This is a genomic window from Pseudomonas sp. FG98, assembly GCF_057808595.1.
In genome coordinates this window covers 1-14,721 of the sequence record NZ_JBMDIJ010000007.1, presented here as the reverse complement: position 1 = coordinate 14,721, position 14,721 = coordinate 1, and the positions used below count along the sequence as shown (strand labels likewise).

30 protein-coding genes are annotated in these 14,721 nt (G+C 55.7%); all 30 read right to left on the bottom strand.

Going from position 1 to position 14,721, the window contains the following annotated elements; all coding sequences use genetic code 11:
* Positions 1–60 precede the first annotated feature (60 nt).
* The gene (bfr, locus tag ACODSK_RS07240; RefSeq protein ID WP_042123545.1) at positions 61–525 is read right to left on the bottom strand and encodes a bacterioferritin; all 465 of its coding nucleotides are present in this window, start codon (positions 523–525) and stop codon (positions 61–63) included.
* A gap of 243 nt (positions 526–768) precedes the next feature.
* Positions 769–1,155 (bottom strand): 50S ribosomal protein L17, encoded by a 387-nt coding sequence (gene rplQ / locus ACODSK_RS07235; protein WP_009397469.1) that lies wholly within the window; start codon positions 1,153–1,155, stop codon positions 769–771.
* 42 nt (positions 1,156–1,197) lie between these two features.
* A complete protein-coding gene (locus ACODSK_RS07230) occupies positions 1,198–2,199 on the bottom strand; it encodes a DNA-directed RNA polymerase subunit alpha (protein ID WP_003186012.1) in 1,002 nt (333 codons plus the stop codon).
* A 22-nt stretch (positions 2,200–2,221) separates the two neighbouring features.
* The gene (gene rpsD / locus ACODSK_RS07225; RefSeq protein WP_075805180.1) at positions 2,222–2,842 is read right to left on the bottom strand and encodes a 30S ribosomal protein S4; all 621 of its coding nucleotides are present in this window, start codon (positions 2,840–2,842) and stop codon (positions 2,222–2,224) included.
* 15 nt (positions 2,843–2,857) lie between these two features.
* A complete protein-coding gene (gene rpsK, locus ACODSK_RS07220) occupies positions 2,858–3,247 on the bottom strand; it encodes a 30S ribosomal protein S11 (RefSeq protein WP_002555466.1) in 390 nt (129 codons plus the stop codon).
* A gap of 30 nt (positions 3,248–3,277) precedes the next feature.
* Complete coding sequence (gene rpsM, locus ACODSK_RS07215) at positions 3,278–3,634, bottom strand: 30S ribosomal protein S13 (RefSeq protein ID WP_027982013.1); 357 nt, start codon at positions 3,632–3,634, stop codon at positions 3,278–3,280.
* A 131-nt stretch (positions 3,635–3,765) separates the two neighbouring features.
* On the bottom strand, positions 3,766–3,882 hold the full coding sequence (gene rpmJ / locus ACODSK_RS07210) for a 50S ribosomal protein L36 (protein WP_002555468.1): 117 nt from the start codon (positions 3,880–3,882) through the stop codon (positions 3,766–3,768).
* 26 nt (positions 3,883–3,908) lie between these two features.
* Complete coding sequence (secY, locus tag ACODSK_RS07205) at positions 3,909–5,240, bottom strand: preprotein translocase subunit SecY (protein WP_009397489.1); 1,332 nt, start codon at positions 5,238–5,240, stop codon at positions 3,909–3,911.
* Positions 5,241–5,675: a 50S ribosomal protein L15 gene (gene rplO, locus ACODSK_RS07200; protein WP_489014902.1), complete on the bottom strand. Its 435-nt coding sequence runs from the start codon at positions 5,673–5,675 to the stop codon at positions 5,241–5,243.
* Positions 5,676–5,678: 3 nt separating this feature from the next.
* On the bottom strand, positions 5,679–5,855 hold the full coding sequence (gene rpmD, locus ACODSK_RS07195) for a 50S ribosomal protein L30 (protein ID WP_009397493.1): 177 nt from the start codon (positions 5,853–5,855) through the stop codon (positions 5,679–5,681).
* 2 nt (positions 5,856–5,857) lie between these two features.
* Positions 5,858–6,358: a 30S ribosomal protein S5 gene (gene rpsE, locus ACODSK_RS07190; protein WP_042123536.1), complete on the bottom strand. Its 501-nt coding sequence runs from the start codon at positions 6,356–6,358 to the stop codon at positions 5,858–5,860.
* Between the two features lie 3 nt (positions 6,359–6,361).
* Positions 6,362–6,712 carry a 50S ribosomal protein L18 gene (rplR, locus tag ACODSK_RS07185; RefSeq protein WP_042123534.1) on the bottom strand — a complete coding sequence of 117 codons (351 nt, stop codon included), beginning with the start codon at positions 6,710–6,712 and terminating at the stop codon, positions 6,362–6,364.
* Positions 6,713–6,722: 10 nt separating this feature from the next.
* A complete protein-coding gene (gene rplF / locus ACODSK_RS07180; RefSeq protein WP_009397497.1) occupies positions 6,723–7,256 on the bottom strand; it encodes a 50S ribosomal protein L6 in 534 nt (177 codons plus the stop codon).
* 12 nt (positions 7,257–7,268) lie between these two features.
* Positions 7,269–7,661, bottom strand: coding sequence for a 30S ribosomal protein S8 (gene rpsH / locus ACODSK_RS07175; RefSeq protein ID WP_476744638.1), 393 nt, complete (start codon positions 7,659–7,661; stop codon positions 7,269–7,271).
* 208 nt (positions 7,662–7,869) lie between these two features.
* Positions 7,870–8,175, bottom strand: a complete 306-nt coding sequence (gene rpsN / locus ACODSK_RS07170; protein WP_489014900.1) for a 30S ribosomal protein S14 — start codon at positions 8,173–8,175, stop codon at positions 7,870–7,872.
* 13 nt (positions 8,176–8,188) lie between these two features.
* Positions 8,189–8,728 carry a 50S ribosomal protein L5 gene (gene rplE, locus ACODSK_RS07165; RefSeq protein WP_009397500.1) on the bottom strand — a complete coding sequence of 180 codons (540 nt, stop codon included), beginning with the start codon at positions 8,726–8,728 and terminating at the stop codon, positions 8,189–8,191.
* A 20-nt stretch (positions 8,729–8,748) separates the two neighbouring features.
* Positions 8,749–9,063, bottom strand: coding sequence for a 50S ribosomal protein L24 (gene rplX / locus ACODSK_RS07160; RefSeq protein WP_009397501.1), 315 nt, complete (start codon positions 9,061–9,063; stop codon positions 8,749–8,751).
* Between the two features lie 11 nt (positions 9,064–9,074).
* Positions 9,075–9,443, bottom strand: a complete 369-nt coding sequence (gene rplN, locus ACODSK_RS07155) for a 50S ribosomal protein L14 (protein WP_024778329.1) — start codon at positions 9,441–9,443, stop codon at positions 9,075–9,077.
* A gap of 23 nt (positions 9,444–9,466) precedes the next feature.
* A complete protein-coding gene (rpsQ, locus tag ACODSK_RS07150; RefSeq protein ID WP_008089812.1) occupies positions 9,467–9,733 on the bottom strand; it encodes a 30S ribosomal protein S17 in 267 nt (88 codons plus the stop codon).
* 2 nt (positions 9,734–9,735) lie between these two features.
* Positions 9,736–9,927 (bottom strand): 50S ribosomal protein L29, encoded by a 192-nt coding sequence (gene rpmC, locus ACODSK_RS07145; protein WP_002555481.1) that lies wholly within the window; start codon positions 9,925–9,927, stop codon positions 9,736–9,738.
* Complete coding sequence (rplP, locus tag ACODSK_RS07140; protein ID WP_009397508.1) at positions 9,927–10,340, bottom strand: 50S ribosomal protein L16; 414 nt, start codon at positions 10,338–10,340, stop codon at positions 9,927–9,929. Before rplP ends, rpmC begins: the two co-directional genes overlap by 1 nt.
* A gap of 12 nt (positions 10,341–10,352) precedes the next feature.
* A complete protein-coding gene (gene rpsC, locus ACODSK_RS07135) occupies positions 10,353–11,039 on the bottom strand; it encodes a 30S ribosomal protein S3 (protein ID WP_009397510.1) in 687 nt (228 codons plus the stop codon).
* A gap of 13 nt (positions 11,040–11,052) precedes the next feature.
* Positions 11,053–11,385, bottom strand: a complete 333-nt coding sequence (gene rplV, locus ACODSK_RS07130) for a 50S ribosomal protein L22 (protein ID WP_003103908.1) — start codon at positions 11,383–11,385, stop codon at positions 11,053–11,055.
* An 11-nt stretch (positions 11,386–11,396) separates the two neighbouring features.
* Positions 11,397–11,672 (bottom strand): 30S ribosomal protein S19, encoded by a 276-nt coding sequence (gene rpsS / locus ACODSK_RS07125; RefSeq protein ID WP_002555486.1) that lies wholly within the window; start codon positions 11,670–11,672, stop codon positions 11,397–11,399.
* Positions 11,673–11,688: 16 nt separating this feature from the next.
* Entirely contained in the window at positions 11,689–12,513 is an 825-nt protein-coding gene (gene rplB / locus ACODSK_RS07120; protein ID WP_042123521.1) for a 50S ribosomal protein L2, read from the bottom strand.
* A gap of 14 nt (positions 12,514–12,527) precedes the next feature.
* Positions 12,528–12,827 carry a 50S ribosomal protein L23 gene (gene rplW, locus ACODSK_RS07115; protein ID WP_010220306.1) on the bottom strand — a complete coding sequence of 100 codons (300 nt, stop codon included), beginning with the start codon at positions 12,825–12,827 and terminating at the stop codon, positions 12,528–12,530.
* Complete coding sequence (rplD, locus tag ACODSK_RS07110) at positions 12,824–13,426, bottom strand: 50S ribosomal protein L4 (RefSeq protein ID WP_330073296.1); 603 nt, start codon at positions 13,424–13,426, stop codon at positions 12,824–12,826. The genes rplW and rplD overlap by 4 nt, the downstream gene beginning before the upstream one ends.
* 12 nt (positions 13,427–13,438) lie before the next feature.
* Positions 13,439–14,074 carry a 50S ribosomal protein L3 gene (gene rplC / locus ACODSK_RS07105; RefSeq protein ID WP_009397519.1) on the bottom strand — a complete coding sequence of 212 codons (636 nt, stop codon included), beginning with the start codon at positions 14,072–14,074 and terminating at the stop codon, positions 13,439–13,441.
* Positions 14,075–14,155: 81 nt separating this feature from the next.
* Entirely contained in the window at positions 14,156–14,467 is a 312-nt protein-coding gene (gene rpsJ / locus ACODSK_RS07100) for a 30S ribosomal protein S10 (RefSeq protein ID WP_003186070.1), read from the bottom strand.
* 141 nt (positions 14,468–14,608) lie between these two features.
* A partial coding sequence (locus ACODSK_RS07095) for an EF-Tu C-terminal domain-related protein (RefSeq protein WP_489015215.1) occupies positions 14,609–14,721 on the bottom strand: 113 nt, incomplete at its 5' end.

Genomic DNA, 14,721 nt, shown 5'->3' with positions numbered 1-14,721 from the left:
CGTTCATGAAAAAGCCCCTGTCACTCATCACGACAGGGGCTTTTTGTTTTGCGTCGAAAATTACATCTGCGATTGCAGGTAGTTTTCCAGACCCAGGGATTTGATCAGGCCTTGCTGCTTCTCCAGCCAGTAAGTGTGATCTTCCTCGGTGTCCGCCAGTTGCAGGCGCAGGATGTCGCGGCTGATGTAGTCCTTGTGCAGTTCGCACAGCTCGATGCCTTTGCACAGTGCAGCGCGGACCTTGTACTCCAGGCGCAGGTCTGCGGCGATCATGTCCGGAACGCTGGTACCGACATCCAGGTCGTCCGGACGCATGCGTGGAGTGCCTTCGAGCATGAGGATGCGGCGAATCAGGGCATCGGCGTGTTGCGCCTCTTCTTCCATCTCGTGGTTGATACGTTCGTAGAGCTTGCTGAAGCCCCAGTCCTCGTACATGCGCGAGTGGATGAAATACTGATCGCGTGCCGCCAGTTCGCCCGTCAGCAACGTGTTGAGGTAGTCGATTACGTCCGGGTGACCTTGCATCGTCCCGCATCTCCCTGTTTGAAAGTCCATAGTTTGAACCAGGATGACCGGGAGGTCACTGTGAATTGCGCAAAAACATGCAAAAAAGTGGGCGAACAGTAGTGATTTTCATTGAAAAACCCGCCAAATGAGGTGAGTTCTTCTTAGCATTTCCACTAGAGCGCAAGAGTGTTTTTCATTCTCGAACAGCAGAAAACAAAAAACCGGGCACTAGGCCCGGTTTCTTGTAGAAGACTGTTCGTCTTACTCAGCGGCTTCTACCGAGCCACCGACTGGACGATCAACCAGCTCGACGTACGCCATAGGTGCGTTATCGCCAGCGCGGAAACCGCACTTGAGGATACGCAGGTAGCCGCCCTGACGGGTGGCATAGCGCTTGCCCAGATCGTTGAACAGCTTACCAACGGCTTCTTTCGAACGAGTACGGTCGAAAGCCAGACGACGGTTAGCTACGCTGTCTTCCTTGGCCAGGGTGATCAGCGGCTCGGCAACGCGACGCAGCTCCTTGGCTTTTGGCAGGGTGGTCTTGATCAGCTCGTGCTCGATCAGCGACACCGCCATGTTTTGGAACATGGCTTTGCGGTGAGAGCTGGTACGGCTCAGGTGACGTCCACTTTTACGATGACGCATGATTCATTCCTTACCAAACACTACGTTCGGTGATTACGACGATCAGGCAGTCGCCTTGTCGTCTTTCTTAAGACTTGCAGGCGGCCAGTTGTCGAGGCGCATGCCGAGGGACAGACCACGGGAAGCCAGAACGTCCTTGATTTCAGTCAGGGACTTCTTGCCGAGGTTCGGAGTCTTCAACAGCTCTACTTCGGTGCGCTGGATCAGGTCACCAATGTAGTAGATGTTCTCCGCCTTCAGGCAGTTGGCCGAACGTACGGTCAATTCCAGATCGTCAACTGGGCGAAGCAGGATCGGATCGATCTCGTCTTCCTGCTCGACTACCACGGGCTCGCTGTCACCTTTGAGGTCGACGAATGCAGCCAGCTGCTGTTGCAGGATGGTTGCAGCACGACGGATAGCCTCTTCAGGATCCAGGGTACCGTTGGTTTCCAGATCAATAACCAGCTTGTCCAGGTTGGTGCGCTGCTCGACACGGGCGTTTTCCACCACGTATGCGATACGGCGAACCGGGCTGAACGAAGAGTCGAGCTGCAAGCGACCGATGCTGCGGCTTTCGTCTTCATCGCTCTGACGCGAATCGGCCGGTTCATAACCACGACCACGAGCTACGGTGAGCTTCATGTTCAGGGCGCCGTTGGACGCCAGGTTAGCGATTACGTGATCGGGATTAACGATCTCGACATCATGATCCAGCTGAATATCGGCAGCGGTAACCACCCCCGAACCCTTCTTCGACAAGGTCAGCGTAACTTCGTCACGACCGTGCAGTTTGATAGCCAGGCCTTTCAGGTTCAACAGGATTTCAATGACGTCTTCCTGTACACCTTCGATCGCGGAGTACTCGTGGAGTACACCGTCGATCTCGGCCTCGACTACTGCACAGCCAGGCATGGAGGACAACAGGATGCGGCGCAGCGCGTTGCCCAGGGTATGGCCGAAACCACGCTCGAGAGGCTCGAGCGTGATTTTAGCGCGGGTTGGACTGACGACCTGCACATCGATGTGGCGGGGCGTCAGGAACTCATTTACCGAAATCTGCATGGATGCACCTATTTTCTAGCCCTTACTTGGAGTAGAGCTCGACAATCAGGTTTTCGTTGATGTCGGCAGACAGGTCGCTGCGAGCAGGAACGTTCTTGAAAACGCCCGACTTCTTGGCAGCGTCCACGTCAACCCACTCAACGCGGCCACGCTGAGCACACAGTTCAAGGGCTTGAACAATGCGCAGCTGGTTCAGCGATTTCTCGCGAACTGCGACCACGTCACCCGGACGAACTTGGTAGGACGGAACGTTTACAGTCTTGCCGTTGATGCTGATCGCTTTGTGCGAAACCAGCTGACGGGATTCGGCACGAGTAGCGCCAAAGCCCATACGGTAAACGACGTTATCCAGACGGCATTCGAGCAGTTGCAGCAGGTTTTCGCCGGTAGCGCCTTTCTTGGCCGCTGCCTGCTTGTAGTAACCGCTGAATTGACGCTCGAGAACGCCGTAGATACGACGGACTTTTTGCTTCTCGCGCAGCTGGGTGCCGTAGTCGGACTGACGGCCACGGCGCTGACCGTGGATACCTGGGGCTGCTTCGATGTTGCACTTCGATTCCAGAGCGCGAACGCCGCTCTTCAGGAACAGGTCGGTGCCTTCACGACGAGACAGTTTGCATTTTGGACCAATGTAACGTGCCATTTATCTGTCTCCTGATTACACGCGACGCTTCTTCGGCGGACGGCACCCGTTATGCGGGATTGGCGTCACGTCGGTGATGCTGGCGATCTTGTAGCCGCAGCCGTTCAGTGCACGAACAGCGGATTCACGACCTGGACCTGGACCCTTGACGTTGACGTCGAGGTTTTTCAGGCCATATTCCAGCGCAGCTTGACCAGCACGTTCAGCAGCTACCTGAGCAGCGAACGGGGTCGATTTGCGGGAACCACGGAAACCCGAACCGCCGGAGGTAGCCCAGGACAGAGCGTTACCTTGACGATCGGTGATGGTCACGATGGTGTTGTTGAAAGACGCGTGGATGTGGGCGATGCCATCAACCACTGTCTTTTTGACTTTTTTACGAGGACGAGCAGCAGGTTTTGCCATGTCTAAATTCCTGTCGATTCGCTGGTGCGATTACTTGCGGATCGGCTTACGCGGACCCTTACGGGTACGGGCATTGGTCTTGGTACGCTGACCGCGTACTGGCAGACCCCGACGATGGCGCAGACCGCGGTAGCAGCCCAGGTCCATCAAACGCTTGATTTTCATGTTGATGTCACGACGCAGGTCACCTTCAGTGGTGAACTTCGCAACTTCGCCACGCAGCTGTTCAATCTGCTCGTCGCTCAGATCCTTGATCTTAGCGGCTGGGTTTACCCCAGTGTCTGCACAGATTTTCTGTGCAGTAGTGCGACCAACACCATAGATGTAGGTCAGCGAGATAACAGTATGCTTGTTATCTGGAATGTTAACGCCTGCAATACGGGCCATTCAGTGGGACTCCAATTGACAGCTACCTACGCCCCGGAAGCCAAGAAATAGGGCGCGAGATAATATCGCTGTAGAAACAATTAATCAACCCAGCAGCACACTAGCTGCTGGGTTTGAAGCACAAATCACACTCAGCCTTGGCGCTGCTTGTGACGTGGTTCCGCGCTGCAAATTACTCGAACGACACCTTCGCGGCGAATAATCTTGCAGTTACGGCACAGTTTTTTCACCGATGCACGAACTTTCATCACCAACTCCTCGAACCTTAGGGGTTTCAGCGCAGCAGACCGCTGCCACCGTAGCCTTTCAGGTTGGCTTTCTTCATCAGGGATTCGTACTGGTGCGAAACGAGGTGCGATTGTACTTGGGACATAAAGTCCATCACAACCACTACCACAATCAGCAACGAGGTCCCGCCAAGGTAGAACGGAACGTTTGCAGCCACCACCAGGAACTGGGGAAGCAAGCAGACGGCCGTCATATAAAGAGCACCGAACATGGTCAGACGAGTCAGAACGCCATCAATGTAGCGCGCAGACTGCTCACCAGGACGGATGCCCGGAATAAAGGCACCGGACTTCTTAAGGTTTTCCGCTACGTCCTTCGGATTGAACATCAGAGCTGTGTAGAAGAAGCAGAAGAAAACGATCCCTGCACTAAACAGCAAAATGTTCAACGGCTGACCAGGAGCGATCGACTGCGCGACATCCTGCAACCAGCCCAAACCTTCGGACTGGCCGAACCAGGAACCCAGCGAAGCCGGAAACAGCAGAATGCTGCTTGCGAAAATGGCCGGGATAACACCAGCCATGTTCACTTTAAGCGGCAAGTGGCTCGTCTGCGCAGCGAAGACCTTGCGGCCCTGCTGACGCTTGGCGTAGTGAACAGCAATACGACGCTGACCACGCTCGATGAACACCACAAAGCCGATAATCGCTACTGCCAGCAGACCGATAGCGACCAAGGCGAAGATGTTGATATCGCCTGTGCGTGCAGACTCGAAAGACTGCCCGATTGCTCTCGGAAGACCGGCAACGATACCTGCGAAAATAAGCATCGAGATACCGTTGCCCACACCGCGCTCCGTGATCTGCTCGCCCAGCCACATCATGAACATCGCGCCGGCCACGAAAGTGGACACCGCAACGAAATGGAAGCCGAAGCCTGCAGAAAACGCCACGCCCTGACCGGCCAGACCAATGGACATGCCAGTGGCCTGGACCAACGCCAGGATAACGGTGAGGTAGCGGGTGTACTGGCTGATCTTGCGACGGCCAGATTCACCTTCCTTCTTCAACTGCTCCAGTTGCGGGCTGACCGCGGTCATGAGCTGCATGATGATCGAAGCCGAAATGTACGGCATGATCCCCAATGCAAATACGCTCATGCGCTCCAGCGCGCCACCGGAAAACATGTTGAACAAGCTAAGAATGGTCCCCTCATTCTGTCGAAACAGTTCCGCCAGCCGGTCCGGGTTAACACCTGGAACTGGGATATGCGCACCTATCCGATAGACGATAATCGCCAGGAACAGAAAACGCAGACGAGCCCAAAGTTCAGACATCCCGCCTTTGCCGAGCGAAGAGAGAGCACCTTGCTTAGCCATTTATTCCTCGAACTTGCCGCCAGCTGCTTCGATAGCCGCACGCGCACCCCTGGTGGCTGCGATGCCCTTGATGGTGACCGCGCGAGTAACTTCGCCGGACAGCATGATTTTCACACGCTGTACGTTTTGGTTAATCACGTTGGCGTCCTTCAGGGACTGAACGGTGATCACGTCGCCTTCCACCTTGGCCAGTTCGGACAGACGCACTTCAGCGCGGTCCATGGCTTTCAGGGAAACGAAGCCGAACTTCGGCAGACGACGGTGCAGCGGCTGTTGACCGCCTTCAAAGCCTGGAGCGATGGTGCCACCGGAGCGGGAGGTCTGACCTTTGTGACCACGGCCACCAGTCTTGCCCAAACCACTACCGATACCACGACCCGGACGATGCTTCTCGCGACGGGAACCCGGCGCTGGACTCAGATCATTGAGTTTCATCGATTAACCCTCGACGCGCAGCATGTAGTAAGCCTTGTTGATCATCCCGCGATTCTCGGGAGTATCCTGGACTTCTACAGTGTGACCGATGCGACGCAGCCCCAGACCCTTAACGCACAGCTTGTGGTTAGGCAGGCGGCCGGCGGTGCTTTTGATCAGCGTTACTTTAACGGTAGCCATGATCAGAGAATCTCCTCAACGCTCTTGCCACGCTTGGCAGCAATGGACTCAGGAGATTGCATAGCCTTCAGACCCTTGAAGGTGGCGTGAACCACGTTTACCGGGTTGGTCGAGCCATAGCACTTGGCCAGGACGTTCTGAACGCCAGCAACTTCCAGGACGGCACGCATCGCGCCACCGGCGATGATACCGGTACCTTCGGAAGCAGGCTGCATGTAGACCTTCGACGCGCCATGGGCGGACTTGGTGGCGTACTGCAGAGTAGTGCCGTCCAGGTCAACCTGAATCATGTTGCGGCGAGCGGCTTCCATGGCTTTCTGGATCGCAGCAGGTACTTCGCGCGATTTGCCACGGCCAAAGCCAACACGACCCTTACCATCACCTACCACGGTCAGCGCGGTGAAGGTGAAGATACGGCCACCTTTTACGGTCTTGGCAACGCGGTTAACCTGAACCAGCTTCTCGATGTAGCCTTCGTCGCGCTTTTGATCGTTATTTGCCATAACTTAGAACTCCAGCCCGCCTTCACGAGCAGCATCAGCCAGCGCTTTCACGCGACCATGGTACTTGAAGCCGGAACGGTCAAAGGCAACTTGAGATACACCGGCGGCTTTCGCACGCTCAGCTACCAGCTTGCCAACCTTAGTGGCCGCGTCGATGTTGCCAGTGGCGCCATCACGCAGTTCTTTGTCCAAAGTCGAGGCGCTGGCCAGGACTTTGCTGCCGTCGGCCGAGATGACCTGGGCGTAGATGTGCTGCGAGGAGCGGAACACGCACAGACGCACGACTTCGAGATCGTGCATTTTCAGGCGTGCTTTGCGAGCGCGACGCAGACGAGTAACTTTTTTGTCGGTCATTTGCTATGCCCTACTTCTTCTTGGCTTCTTTACGACGGACTACTTCGTCCGCGTAACGCACACCCTTGCCTTTGTAAGGCTCTGGTGGACGGAAGTCGCGGATTTCAGCGGCCACCTGACCTACCAGCTGCTTGTCGATACCCTTGATCAGGATGTCGGTCTGGCTAGGGGTCTCAGCGGTGATACCGGCTGGCAGTTCGTAATCCACTGGATGCGAGAAGCCGAGCGCCAGGTTCAGCACGTTGCCTTTGGCCTGTGCTTTGTAACCAACACCGACCAGCTGGAGCTTGCGCTCGAAGCCTTGGCTTACGCCCTGGACCATGTTGTTTACCAGGGCACGGGTAGTACCGGCCATAGCGCGGGTTTGTTGATCGCCGTTGCGAGCAGCGAAACGCAGCTCACCAGCTTCTTCGATCACTTCTACGGACGAGTGAACATTCAGTTCGAGAGTGCCCTTGGCACCCTTCACCGAAAGCTGTTGACCGGCGAATTTGACTTCGACACCGGCTGGCAGCTTAACGGGGTTCTTAGCGACGCGAGACATGCTTATCCCCCCTTAGAACACTGTGCAGAGAACTTCGCCGCCAACACCGGCAGCACGCGCAGCACGATCAGTCATCACACCTTTGTTGGTGGAGACGATAGACACGCCCAGACCGCCACGTACTTTCGGCAGTTCTTCGACGGACTTGTACTGACGCAGGCCAGGACGGCTTACGCGCTTGACTTCCTCGATGACCGGACGGCCTTCGAAGTATTTCAGCTCGATGGAGAGCGATGGCTTGGCATCGGTAGTTACCTGGTAACCAGCGATGTAACCTTCGTCCTTCAGAACTTTGGCGACCGCAACCTTCAGAGTCGAAGAAGGCATGCTTACGACGGACTTTTCAGCCATCTGGGCATTACGGATGCGAGTTAGCATGTCCGCTAACGGGTCCTGCATACTCATGGGCTAGACGCTCCTGATACACAAAAAAATTAGCCTTTCGGCTACTACTATCACCTGAAGACACGCGAGAAAAACCCGGGCTCAGGTGAGCCGGTCATTCTAGACACATCCCCAAAACGAAACAAGCCCCAAAAGGGGCTTGTTTCGATGCAAGATCACCGGTGGTCGGAAGATCACTCCTCCGCCACCTGATCGCTGCCGGTACGCCTTACCAGCTGGCCTTGACCAGACCTGGAACGTCACCGCGCATTGCTGCTTCACGCAGCTTGTTACGGCCGAGGCCGAACTTGCGGTAAACGCCGTGTGGACGACCGGTGAGGCGGCAACGGTTACGCAGGCGCGAAGCGCTGGCGTCACGTGGTTGCTTCTGCAGAGCTACGACAGCAGCAAAACGCTCTTCTGGACTTGCGTTCAGATCGACGATGGTTGCTTTCAGCTCAGCACGCTTCTTGGCGTATTTAGCGACCATGAGCTGACGCTTCAGCTCGCGGTTTTTCATGCTCTTCTTGGCCATTTTCCTACTCCAATCAGTTGCGGAACGGGAATTTGAAAGCACGCAGCAGGGCGCGACCTTCGTCATCCGTACGAGCAGTGGTGGTCAGGGTAATGTCCAGACCGCGGAGAGCATCGATCTTGTCGTAGTCGATTTCCGGGAAGATGATCTGCTCTTTCACGCCCATGCTGTAGTTGCCACGACCATCGAAGGACTTGGCATTAAGGCCGCGGAAGTCGCGAACCCGAGGCAGGGAGATCGCCAGCAGGCGGTCCAGGAACTCGTACATACGGTCACGGCGCAGGGTGACTTTGACGCCAATCGGCCAACCTTCACGGACTTTGAAGCCAGCGATGGATTTCCGGGCGAAGGTCACAACAGCTTTCTGGCCGGTGATCTTTTCCAGGTCGGCAACAGCGTGCTCGATGACTTTCTTGTCGCCGATAGCTTCGCCCAGACCCATGTTCAGGGTGATCTTGGTAACGCGCGGAACTTCCATCACGTTCGCCAGCTTAAGTTCTTCCTTAAGCTTGGGAGCGATTTCCTTCCGATAAATCTCTTTCAGTCGTGCCATGGTCTTCTACCTAGCAGTGTTCAAGCATCAACCGCTTTTTGGGTCGACTTGAAGACACGAATTTTTTTGCCGTCTTCTACTTTGAAACCAACGCGGTCAGCCTTGTTGGTTTCGCCGTTGAAAATGGCGACGTTGGAAGCGTGCAGTGGCGCTTCTTTCTCGACGATACCGCCTTGTACGCCCGACATCGGGTTAGGCTTGGTATGACGCTTCACCAGGTTGATCCCACCAACGACCAGACGGTCGTCAGCGAGAACCTTCAGCACCTTACCGCGCTTACCTTTGTCTTTGCCGGCGATCACGATGATCTCGTCGTCACGACGAATCTTTTGCATGTCGGATCTCCTTACAGCACTTCTGGGGCGAGCGAGACGATCTTCATGAACTTCTCGGTACGAAGTTCACGGGTCACTGGCCCAAAGATACGGGTGCCGATCGGCTCTTGCTTGTTGTTCAGCAGAACAGCAGCGTTGCCATCAAAGCGGATGATGGAGCCGTCAGCACGACGGACGCCATGGCGAGTACGGACCACAACAGCGGTCATTACCTGGCCTTTCTTCACTTTACCGCGCGGAATTGCTTCCTTGACGGTTACTTTGATGATGTCACCGATAGCGGCGTAACGACGGTGCGAACCGCCGAGAACCTTGATGCACATGACGCGACGAGCGCCGCTGTTATCGGCCACATCGAGCATGGATTGAGTCTGAATCATAAAATATCTCCGACCCTTAGCCCTTAGACTTCAACAGCGCGTTCGAGAACTTCAACCAGTGCCCAGGACTTGGTCTTGGCCAGCGGACGGGTTTCACGGATGGAAACCTTGTCGCCGATCTTGCACTGGTTGGATTCGTCGTGCGCGTGCAGCTTAGTCGAACGCTTAACGTATTTACCGTAGATCGGGTGCTTTACGCGACGCTCGATCAGAACGGTGATGGTCTTGTCCATCTTGTCGCTGACGACACGGCCAGTCAGCGTACGGACGGTTTTTTCAGCTTCAGCCATGATCACTTACCTGCCTGCTGGTTGAGCACAGTTTTCACGCGAGCGATGTCACGCTTAACTTGCGAGAGCAGGTGCGACTGCCCCAACTGGCCAGTTGCTTTCTGCATGCGCAGATTGAACTGGTCGCGCAGCAAGCCGAGCAGTTGCTCGTTCAGTTGCTGTGCTGATTTTTCACGAAGTTCATTCGCTTTCATCACATCACCGTCCGCTTAACAAAGGAGGTGGCGAGCGGCAGCTTTGCAGCAGCCAGGGCAAAAGCCTCACGCGCCAGCTCTTCAGAAACACCCTCGATCTCATACAGGACTTTGCCTGGCTGGATCTGGGCAACCCAGTACTCAACGGAACCCTTACCTTTACCCATCCGCACTTCGAGAGGCTTCTTGGTAACCGGCTTGTCCGGGAATACACGGATCCAGATTTTACCGCCACGTTTTACGTGACGGGTCAGCGCACGACGCGCGGACTCAATCTGACGGGCGGTGAGACGACCGCGGGCAACAGCTTTCAGGGCGAATTCGCCGAAGCTGACCTTGCTACCGCGCAGTGCCAGACCACGGTTGTGGCCAGTCATCTGCTTGCGGAATTTTGTACGCTTTGGTTGCAACATTTGGCGTACCCCTTACTTAGCAGCTTTTTTACGAGGCGCTGGTGCTTGTGGTTTCAGTTCTTCTTGGCGACCACCAATAACTTCGCCTTTGAAGATCCAAACCTTGACACCGATCACACCGTAAGTGGTGTGAGCTTCGTAGGTGGCATAGTCGATATCGGCACGCAGGGTGTGCAGCGGCACACGACCTTCGCGATACCATTCAGTACGTGCGATTTCAGCACCGCCGAGACGACCGCTCACTTGGATCTTGATGCCTTTGGCACCAATGCGCATGGCGTTCTGTACGGCGCGCTTCATGGCGCGACGGAACATTACGCGACGCTCCAGCTGCTGAGCTACGCTCTGAGCAACCAGCATACCGTCGAGCTCCGGCTTGCGGATCTCTTCGATATTGATGTGCACAGGCACACCCATTTGCTTGGTCAGGTCCTGACGCAGTTTTTCAACATCTTCACCTTTCTTCCCGATAACGATACCTGGACGAGCGGTGTGGATGGTGATGCGTGCAGTTTGAGCCGGACGATGGATATCGATACGGCTAACGGACGCGCTTTTTAGTTTGTCTTGGAGGTACTCACGCGTTTTCAGATCCTTCAACAGGTAATCTGCGTAAGTAGCACCGTCTGCATACCAGACGGAGGTGTGCTCCTTGACGATTCCCAGGCGAATGCCAGTGGGATGTACTTTCTGACCCATCTGATCGACTCCGTTACTTGTCCGCAACCTTGACAGTGATATGGCAAGACCGCTTGACGATGCGATCAGCGCGGCCTTTGGCACGCGGCATGATGCGCTTCAGCGAACGCCCTTCGTTGACGAAAACGGTGGAGACCTTCAGGTCATCAACGTCTGCGCCTTCGTTATGCTCGGCGTTGGCTACGGCCGACTCGAGGACTTTCTTCATGATTTCAGCAGCTTTCTTGCTGCTGAAAGCCAACAGGTTGAGCGCTTCGCCCACCTTCTTCCCGCGGATCTGGTCGGCGACCAAGCGGGCTTTCTGGGCGGAGATGCGAGCGCCCGACAACTTAGCGGCTACTTCCATTTCCTTACCCCTTAACGCTTGGCTTTCTTGTCAGCCACGTGCCCGCGGTAGGTGCGGGTACCGGCGAACTCGCCCAGTTTATGGCCGACCATGTCTTCGTTCACCAGAACTGGGACGTGTTGACGACCGTTGTGTACGGCGATGGTCAAACCGACCATTTGTGGCAGGATCATCGAACGACGCGACCAGGTTTTAACTGGTTTGCGATCGTTCTTTTCCGCCGCCACTTCGATCTTCTTCAGAAGGTGAAGATCGATAAAAGGACCTTTTTTCAGAGAACGTGGCACTGTCGTATCCCTCTAGTTACTTGCGACGACGGACGATCATGTTGTCGGTACGCTTATTACCACGGGTCTTCGCACCCTTGGTCGGGAAGCCCCATGGCGATACCGGATGACGACCACCGGAGGTACGACCTTCACCACCACCATGTGGGTGGTCAACCGGGTTCATGGCAACACCACGAACGGTTGGGCGAACGCCGCGCCAGCGTTTGGCACCAGCTTTACCCAGCGAACGCAGGCTGTGCTCGGAGTTCGAGACTTCGCCCAGGGTCGCACGGCACTCAGCCAGGACTTTACGCATTTCACCAGAGCGCAGACGCAGGGTCACATAGACGCCTTCACGAGCGATCAGCTGAGCCGAAGCACCAGCGGAACGAGCGATCTGTGCACCTTTACCCGGCTTCAGTTCGATGCCGTGAACGGTGCTACCCACTGGGATGTTGCGCAGCTGCAGGGAGTTGCCTGGCTTGATTGGAGCCAGAGCGCCTGCGATCAGCTGGTCGCCAGCACTCACGCCTTTAGGGGCGATGATGTAGCGGCGTTCGCCGTCTGCGTAGCACAGCAGTGCGATGTGAGCAGTACGGTTCGGGTCGTATTCGATACGCTCGACAGTGGCGGCAATGCCGTCCTTGTCGTTGCGACGGAAGTCGACCAGACGGTAATGCTGCTTGTGACCACCACCAACGTGACGAGTAGTGATGCGGCCATTGTTGTTACGACCACCAGACTTCGATTTTTTCTCGATCAGCGGTGCGTGAGGAGCGCCTTTGTGCAGCTCCTGGTTGACCACCTTGACCACAAAACGGCGGCCAGGGGAAGTCGGTTTGCATTTAACGATTGCCATGATGCACCCCTTCCTTACTCAGCACTGCTGCTGAAATCGAGATCTTGGCCTGGCTGAAGCGAAACGATCGCTTTCTTCCAGTCATTGCGCTTGCCCAGACCACGTGCGGTACGCTTGGTTTTACCCAGAACGTTAACGGTCGACACGTTTTCGACTTTTACGCCGAACAGGCCTTCGACAGCTTTCTTGATTTCCAGCTTGGTTGCGTCGGTAGCAACCTTGAATACGAACTGGCCTTTTTTCTCAGCCAGAACGGTAGCCTTCTCGGAAACGTGCGGGCCAAGGAGGACTTTGAATACGCGTTCCTGGTTCATCCCAGCAGCTCCTCGAATTTCTTCACGGCCGAGACAGTGACCAGCACTTTCTCGTATGCGATCAGACTGACTGGATCGGTACCCTGAACGTCACGTACGTCGACGTGCGGCAGGTTACGGGCAGCCAGGTACAGGTTCTGATCAACAGCGTCCGAAACGATCAGAACGTCGTTCAGACCCATGCCGTTCAGCTTGTTCAGCAGATCTTTGGTTTTTGGCGCTTCAACAGCGAAGTCCTGAACCACGACCAGACGGTCGCTACGCACCAGCTCGGAGAGGATCGAACGCAGTGCTGCGCGATACATCTTCTTGTTGAGCTTTTGCGAGTGATCTTGAGGACGAGCTGCGAAGGTTACACCACCGCCACGCCAGATCGGACCACGAGTGGTACCGGCACGAGCACGGCCAGTACCCTTCTGACGCCATGGGCGCTTACCGCCACCAGCCACGTCGGAACGGGTCTTTTGCTGCTTGGTGCCTTGACGGCCGCCGGCCATGTAGGCCACGACTGCTTGGTGTACCAGCGTCTCGTTGAATTCGCCACCGAAGGTCAGTTCGGAAACTTCGATCGCCTGAGCGTCATTTACATTAAGTTGCATGTCAGCTTCCCCTTACCCGCGAGCCTTGACAGCCGGACGCACAACAACGTCACCGCCAGTAGCGCCTGGAACGGCACCCTTGACCAGCAACAGATTGCGTTCAGCGTCGACGCGCACTACTTCCAGGGACTGAACGGTCACGCGCTCGGCGCCCATGTGACCGGACATTTTCTTGCCCTTGAATACACGACCAGGAGTCTGGCACTGGCCGATAGAGCCCGGGACGCGGTGGGAAACGGAGTTACCGTGGGTATTGTCTTGACCGCGGAAGTTCCAGCGCTTGATGGTACCGGCAAAGCCTTTACCTTTGGACTGACCGGTAACATCTACCAGTTGGCCCGCAGCGAAGAGTTCAGCATTGATCGAGTCGCCAGCCTGGTACTCGCCTTCTTCAAGACGGAATTCCCAGACACCGCGACCAGCGGCAACGTTCGCTTTGGCGAAGTGACCTGCCTGAGCGGCAGTCACGCGCGAAGCACGACGCTCACCAACAGTGACTTGCACTGCACGGTAGCCATCGGTTTCTTCAGTTTTGAACTGGGTGACACGATTCGGTTCGATCTCGATGACCGTGACCGGAATGGAGACACCTTCTTCGGTGAAAATGCGGGTCATACCGCACTTACGACCGATTACACCAATAGTCATGTTGTAAACCTCATGAGTGTACGGGGCTTTCACCCGCTATGGCCGCCCATTTCAGAGCGTTACACGACCAAGACCCAAGTCTTAGCCGAGGCTGATCTGCACTTCCACACCTGCCGCAAGATCAAGCTTCATAAGAGCATCAACGGTTTTATCCGTTGGCTGGACGATGTCCAGAACGCGCTTATGAGTACGGATCTCGTACTGGTCGCGCGCGTCTTTGTTGACGTGCGGAGAGACCAGAACGGTGAACCGCTCTTTACGGGTAGGCAGTGGAATTGGACCACGCACCTGAGCACCAGTACGTTTCGCGGTTTCCACGATTTCCTGGGTAGATTGGTCGATCAGGCGATGGTCGAATGCCTTCAACCTGATACGGATTTGCTGATTTTGCATTGGATTTCAGACTCCAGGCTGCTATTCCCACCGGGCGCACTACGCCCGTTAAAAGGAGGCGTGATTCTATAGACGCCTATATTGGGTGTCAACCCAATAAAAAAGCCCCCGCTGAGCGGGGGCTTTTTCAACCGATCGATATTACTCGATGATTTTGGCTACGACGCCGGCGCCGACGGTACGACCGCCTTCACGGATGGCGAAACGCAGACCTTCTTCCATTGCGATGGTCTTGATCAGGGTAACAACCATCT

Bases quoted from the DNA above. Each gene is read 5' to 3' on its own strand.
- bfr (WP_042123545.1), bottom strand. From the start codon at position 525: ATGCAAGGTCACCCGGACGTAATCGACTACCTCAACACGTTGCTGACG.
- rplQ (WP_009397469.1), bottom strand. From the start codon at position 1,155: ATGCGTCATCGTAAAAGTGGACGTCACCTGAGCCGTACCAGCTCTCAC.
- ACODSK_RS07230 (WP_003186012.1), bottom strand. From the start codon at position 2,199: ATGCAGATTTCGGTAAATGAGTTCCTGACGCCCCGCCACATCGATGTG.
- rpsD (WP_075805180.1), bottom strand. From the start codon at position 2,842: ATGGCACGTTACATTGGTCCAAAATGCAAACTGTCTCGTCGTGAAGGC.
- rpsK (WP_002555466.1), bottom strand. From the start codon at position 3,247: ATGGCAAAACCTGCTGCTCGTCCTCGTAAAAAAGTCAAAAAGACAGTG.
- rpsM (WP_027982013.1), bottom strand. From the start codon at position 3,634: ATGGCCCGTATTGCAGGCGTTAACATTCCAGATAACAAGCATACTGTT.
- rpmJ (WP_002555468.1), bottom strand. From the start codon at position 3,882: ATGAAAGTTCGTGCATCGGTGAAAAAACTGTGCCGTAACTGCAAGATT.
- secY (WP_009397489.1), bottom strand. From the start codon at position 5,240: ATGGCTAAGCAAGGTGCTCTCTCTTCGCTCGGCAAAGGCGGGATGTCT.
- rplO (WP_489014902.1), bottom strand. From the start codon at position 5,675: ATGAAACTCAATGATCTGAGTCCAGCGCCGGGTTCCCGTCGCGAGAAG.
- rpmD (WP_009397493.1), bottom strand. From the start codon at position 5,855: ATGGCTACCGTTAAAGTAACGCTGATCAAAAGCACCGCCGGCCGCCTG.
- rpsE (WP_042123536.1), bottom strand. From the start codon at position 6,358: ATGGCAAATAACGATCAAAAGCGCGACGAAGGCTACATCGAGAAGCTG.
- rplR (WP_042123534.1), bottom strand. From the start codon at position 6,712: ATGACCGACAAAAAAGTTACTCGTCTGCGTCGCGCTCGCAAAGCACGC.
- rplF (WP_009397497.1), bottom strand. From the start codon at position 7,256: ATGTCTCGCGTCGCTAAGAACCCCGTTAAGCTGCCAGCCGGTGTCGAA.
- rpsH (WP_476744638.1), bottom strand. From the start codon at position 7,661: ATGAGTATGCAGGACCCGTTAGCGGACATGCTAACTCGCATCCGTAAT.
- rpsN (WP_489014900.1), bottom strand. From the start codon at position 8,175: ATGGCCAAGAAGAGCATGAAAAACCGCGAGCTGAAGCGTCAGCTCATG.
- rplE (WP_009397500.1), bottom strand. From the start codon at position 8,728: ATGGCACGACTGAAAGAGATTTATCGGAAGGAAATCGCTCCCAAGCTT.
- rplX (WP_009397501.1), bottom strand. From the start codon at position 9,063: ATGCAAAAGATTCGTCGTGACGACGAGATCATCGTGATCGCCGGCAAA.
- rplN (WP_024778329.1), bottom strand. From the start codon at position 9,443: ATGATTCAGACTCAATCCATGCTCGATGTGGCCGATAACAGCGGCGCT.
- rpsQ (WP_008089812.1), bottom strand. From the start codon at position 9,733: ATGGCTGAAGCTGAAAAAACCGTCCGTACGCTGACTGGCCGTGTCGTC.
- rpmC (WP_002555481.1), bottom strand. From the start codon at position 9,927: ATGAAAGCGAATGAACTTCGTGAAAAATCAGCACAGCAACTGAACGAG.
- rplP (WP_009397508.1), bottom strand. From the start codon at position 10,340: ATGTTGCAACCAAAGCGTACAAAATTCCGCAAGCAGATGACTGGCCAC.
- rpsC (WP_009397510.1), bottom strand. From the start codon at position 11,039: ATGGGTCAGAAAGTACATCCCACTGGCATTCGCCTGGGAATCGTCAAG.
- rplV (WP_003103908.1), bottom strand. From the start codon at position 11,385: ATGGAAGTAGCCGCTAAGTTGTCGGGCGCTCGCATCTCCGCCCAGAAA.
- rplB (WP_042123521.1), bottom strand. From the start codon at position 12,513: ATGGCAATCGTTAAATGCAAACCGACTTCCCCTGGCCGCCGTTTTGTG.
- rplW (WP_010220306.1), bottom strand. From the start codon at position 12,827: ATGAACCAGGAACGCGTATTCAAAGTCCTCCTTGGCCCGCACGTTTCC.
- rplD (WP_330073296.1), bottom strand. From the start codon at position 13,426: ATGCAACTTAATGTAAATGACGCTCAGGCGATCGAAGTTTCCGAACTG.
- rplC (WP_009397519.1), bottom strand. From the start codon at position 14,074: ATGACTATTGGTGTAATCGGTCGTAAGTGCGGTATGACCCGCATTTTC.
- rpsJ (WP_003186070.1), bottom strand. From the start codon at position 14,467: ATGCAAAATCAGCAAATCCGTATCAGGTTGAAGGCATTCGACCATCGC.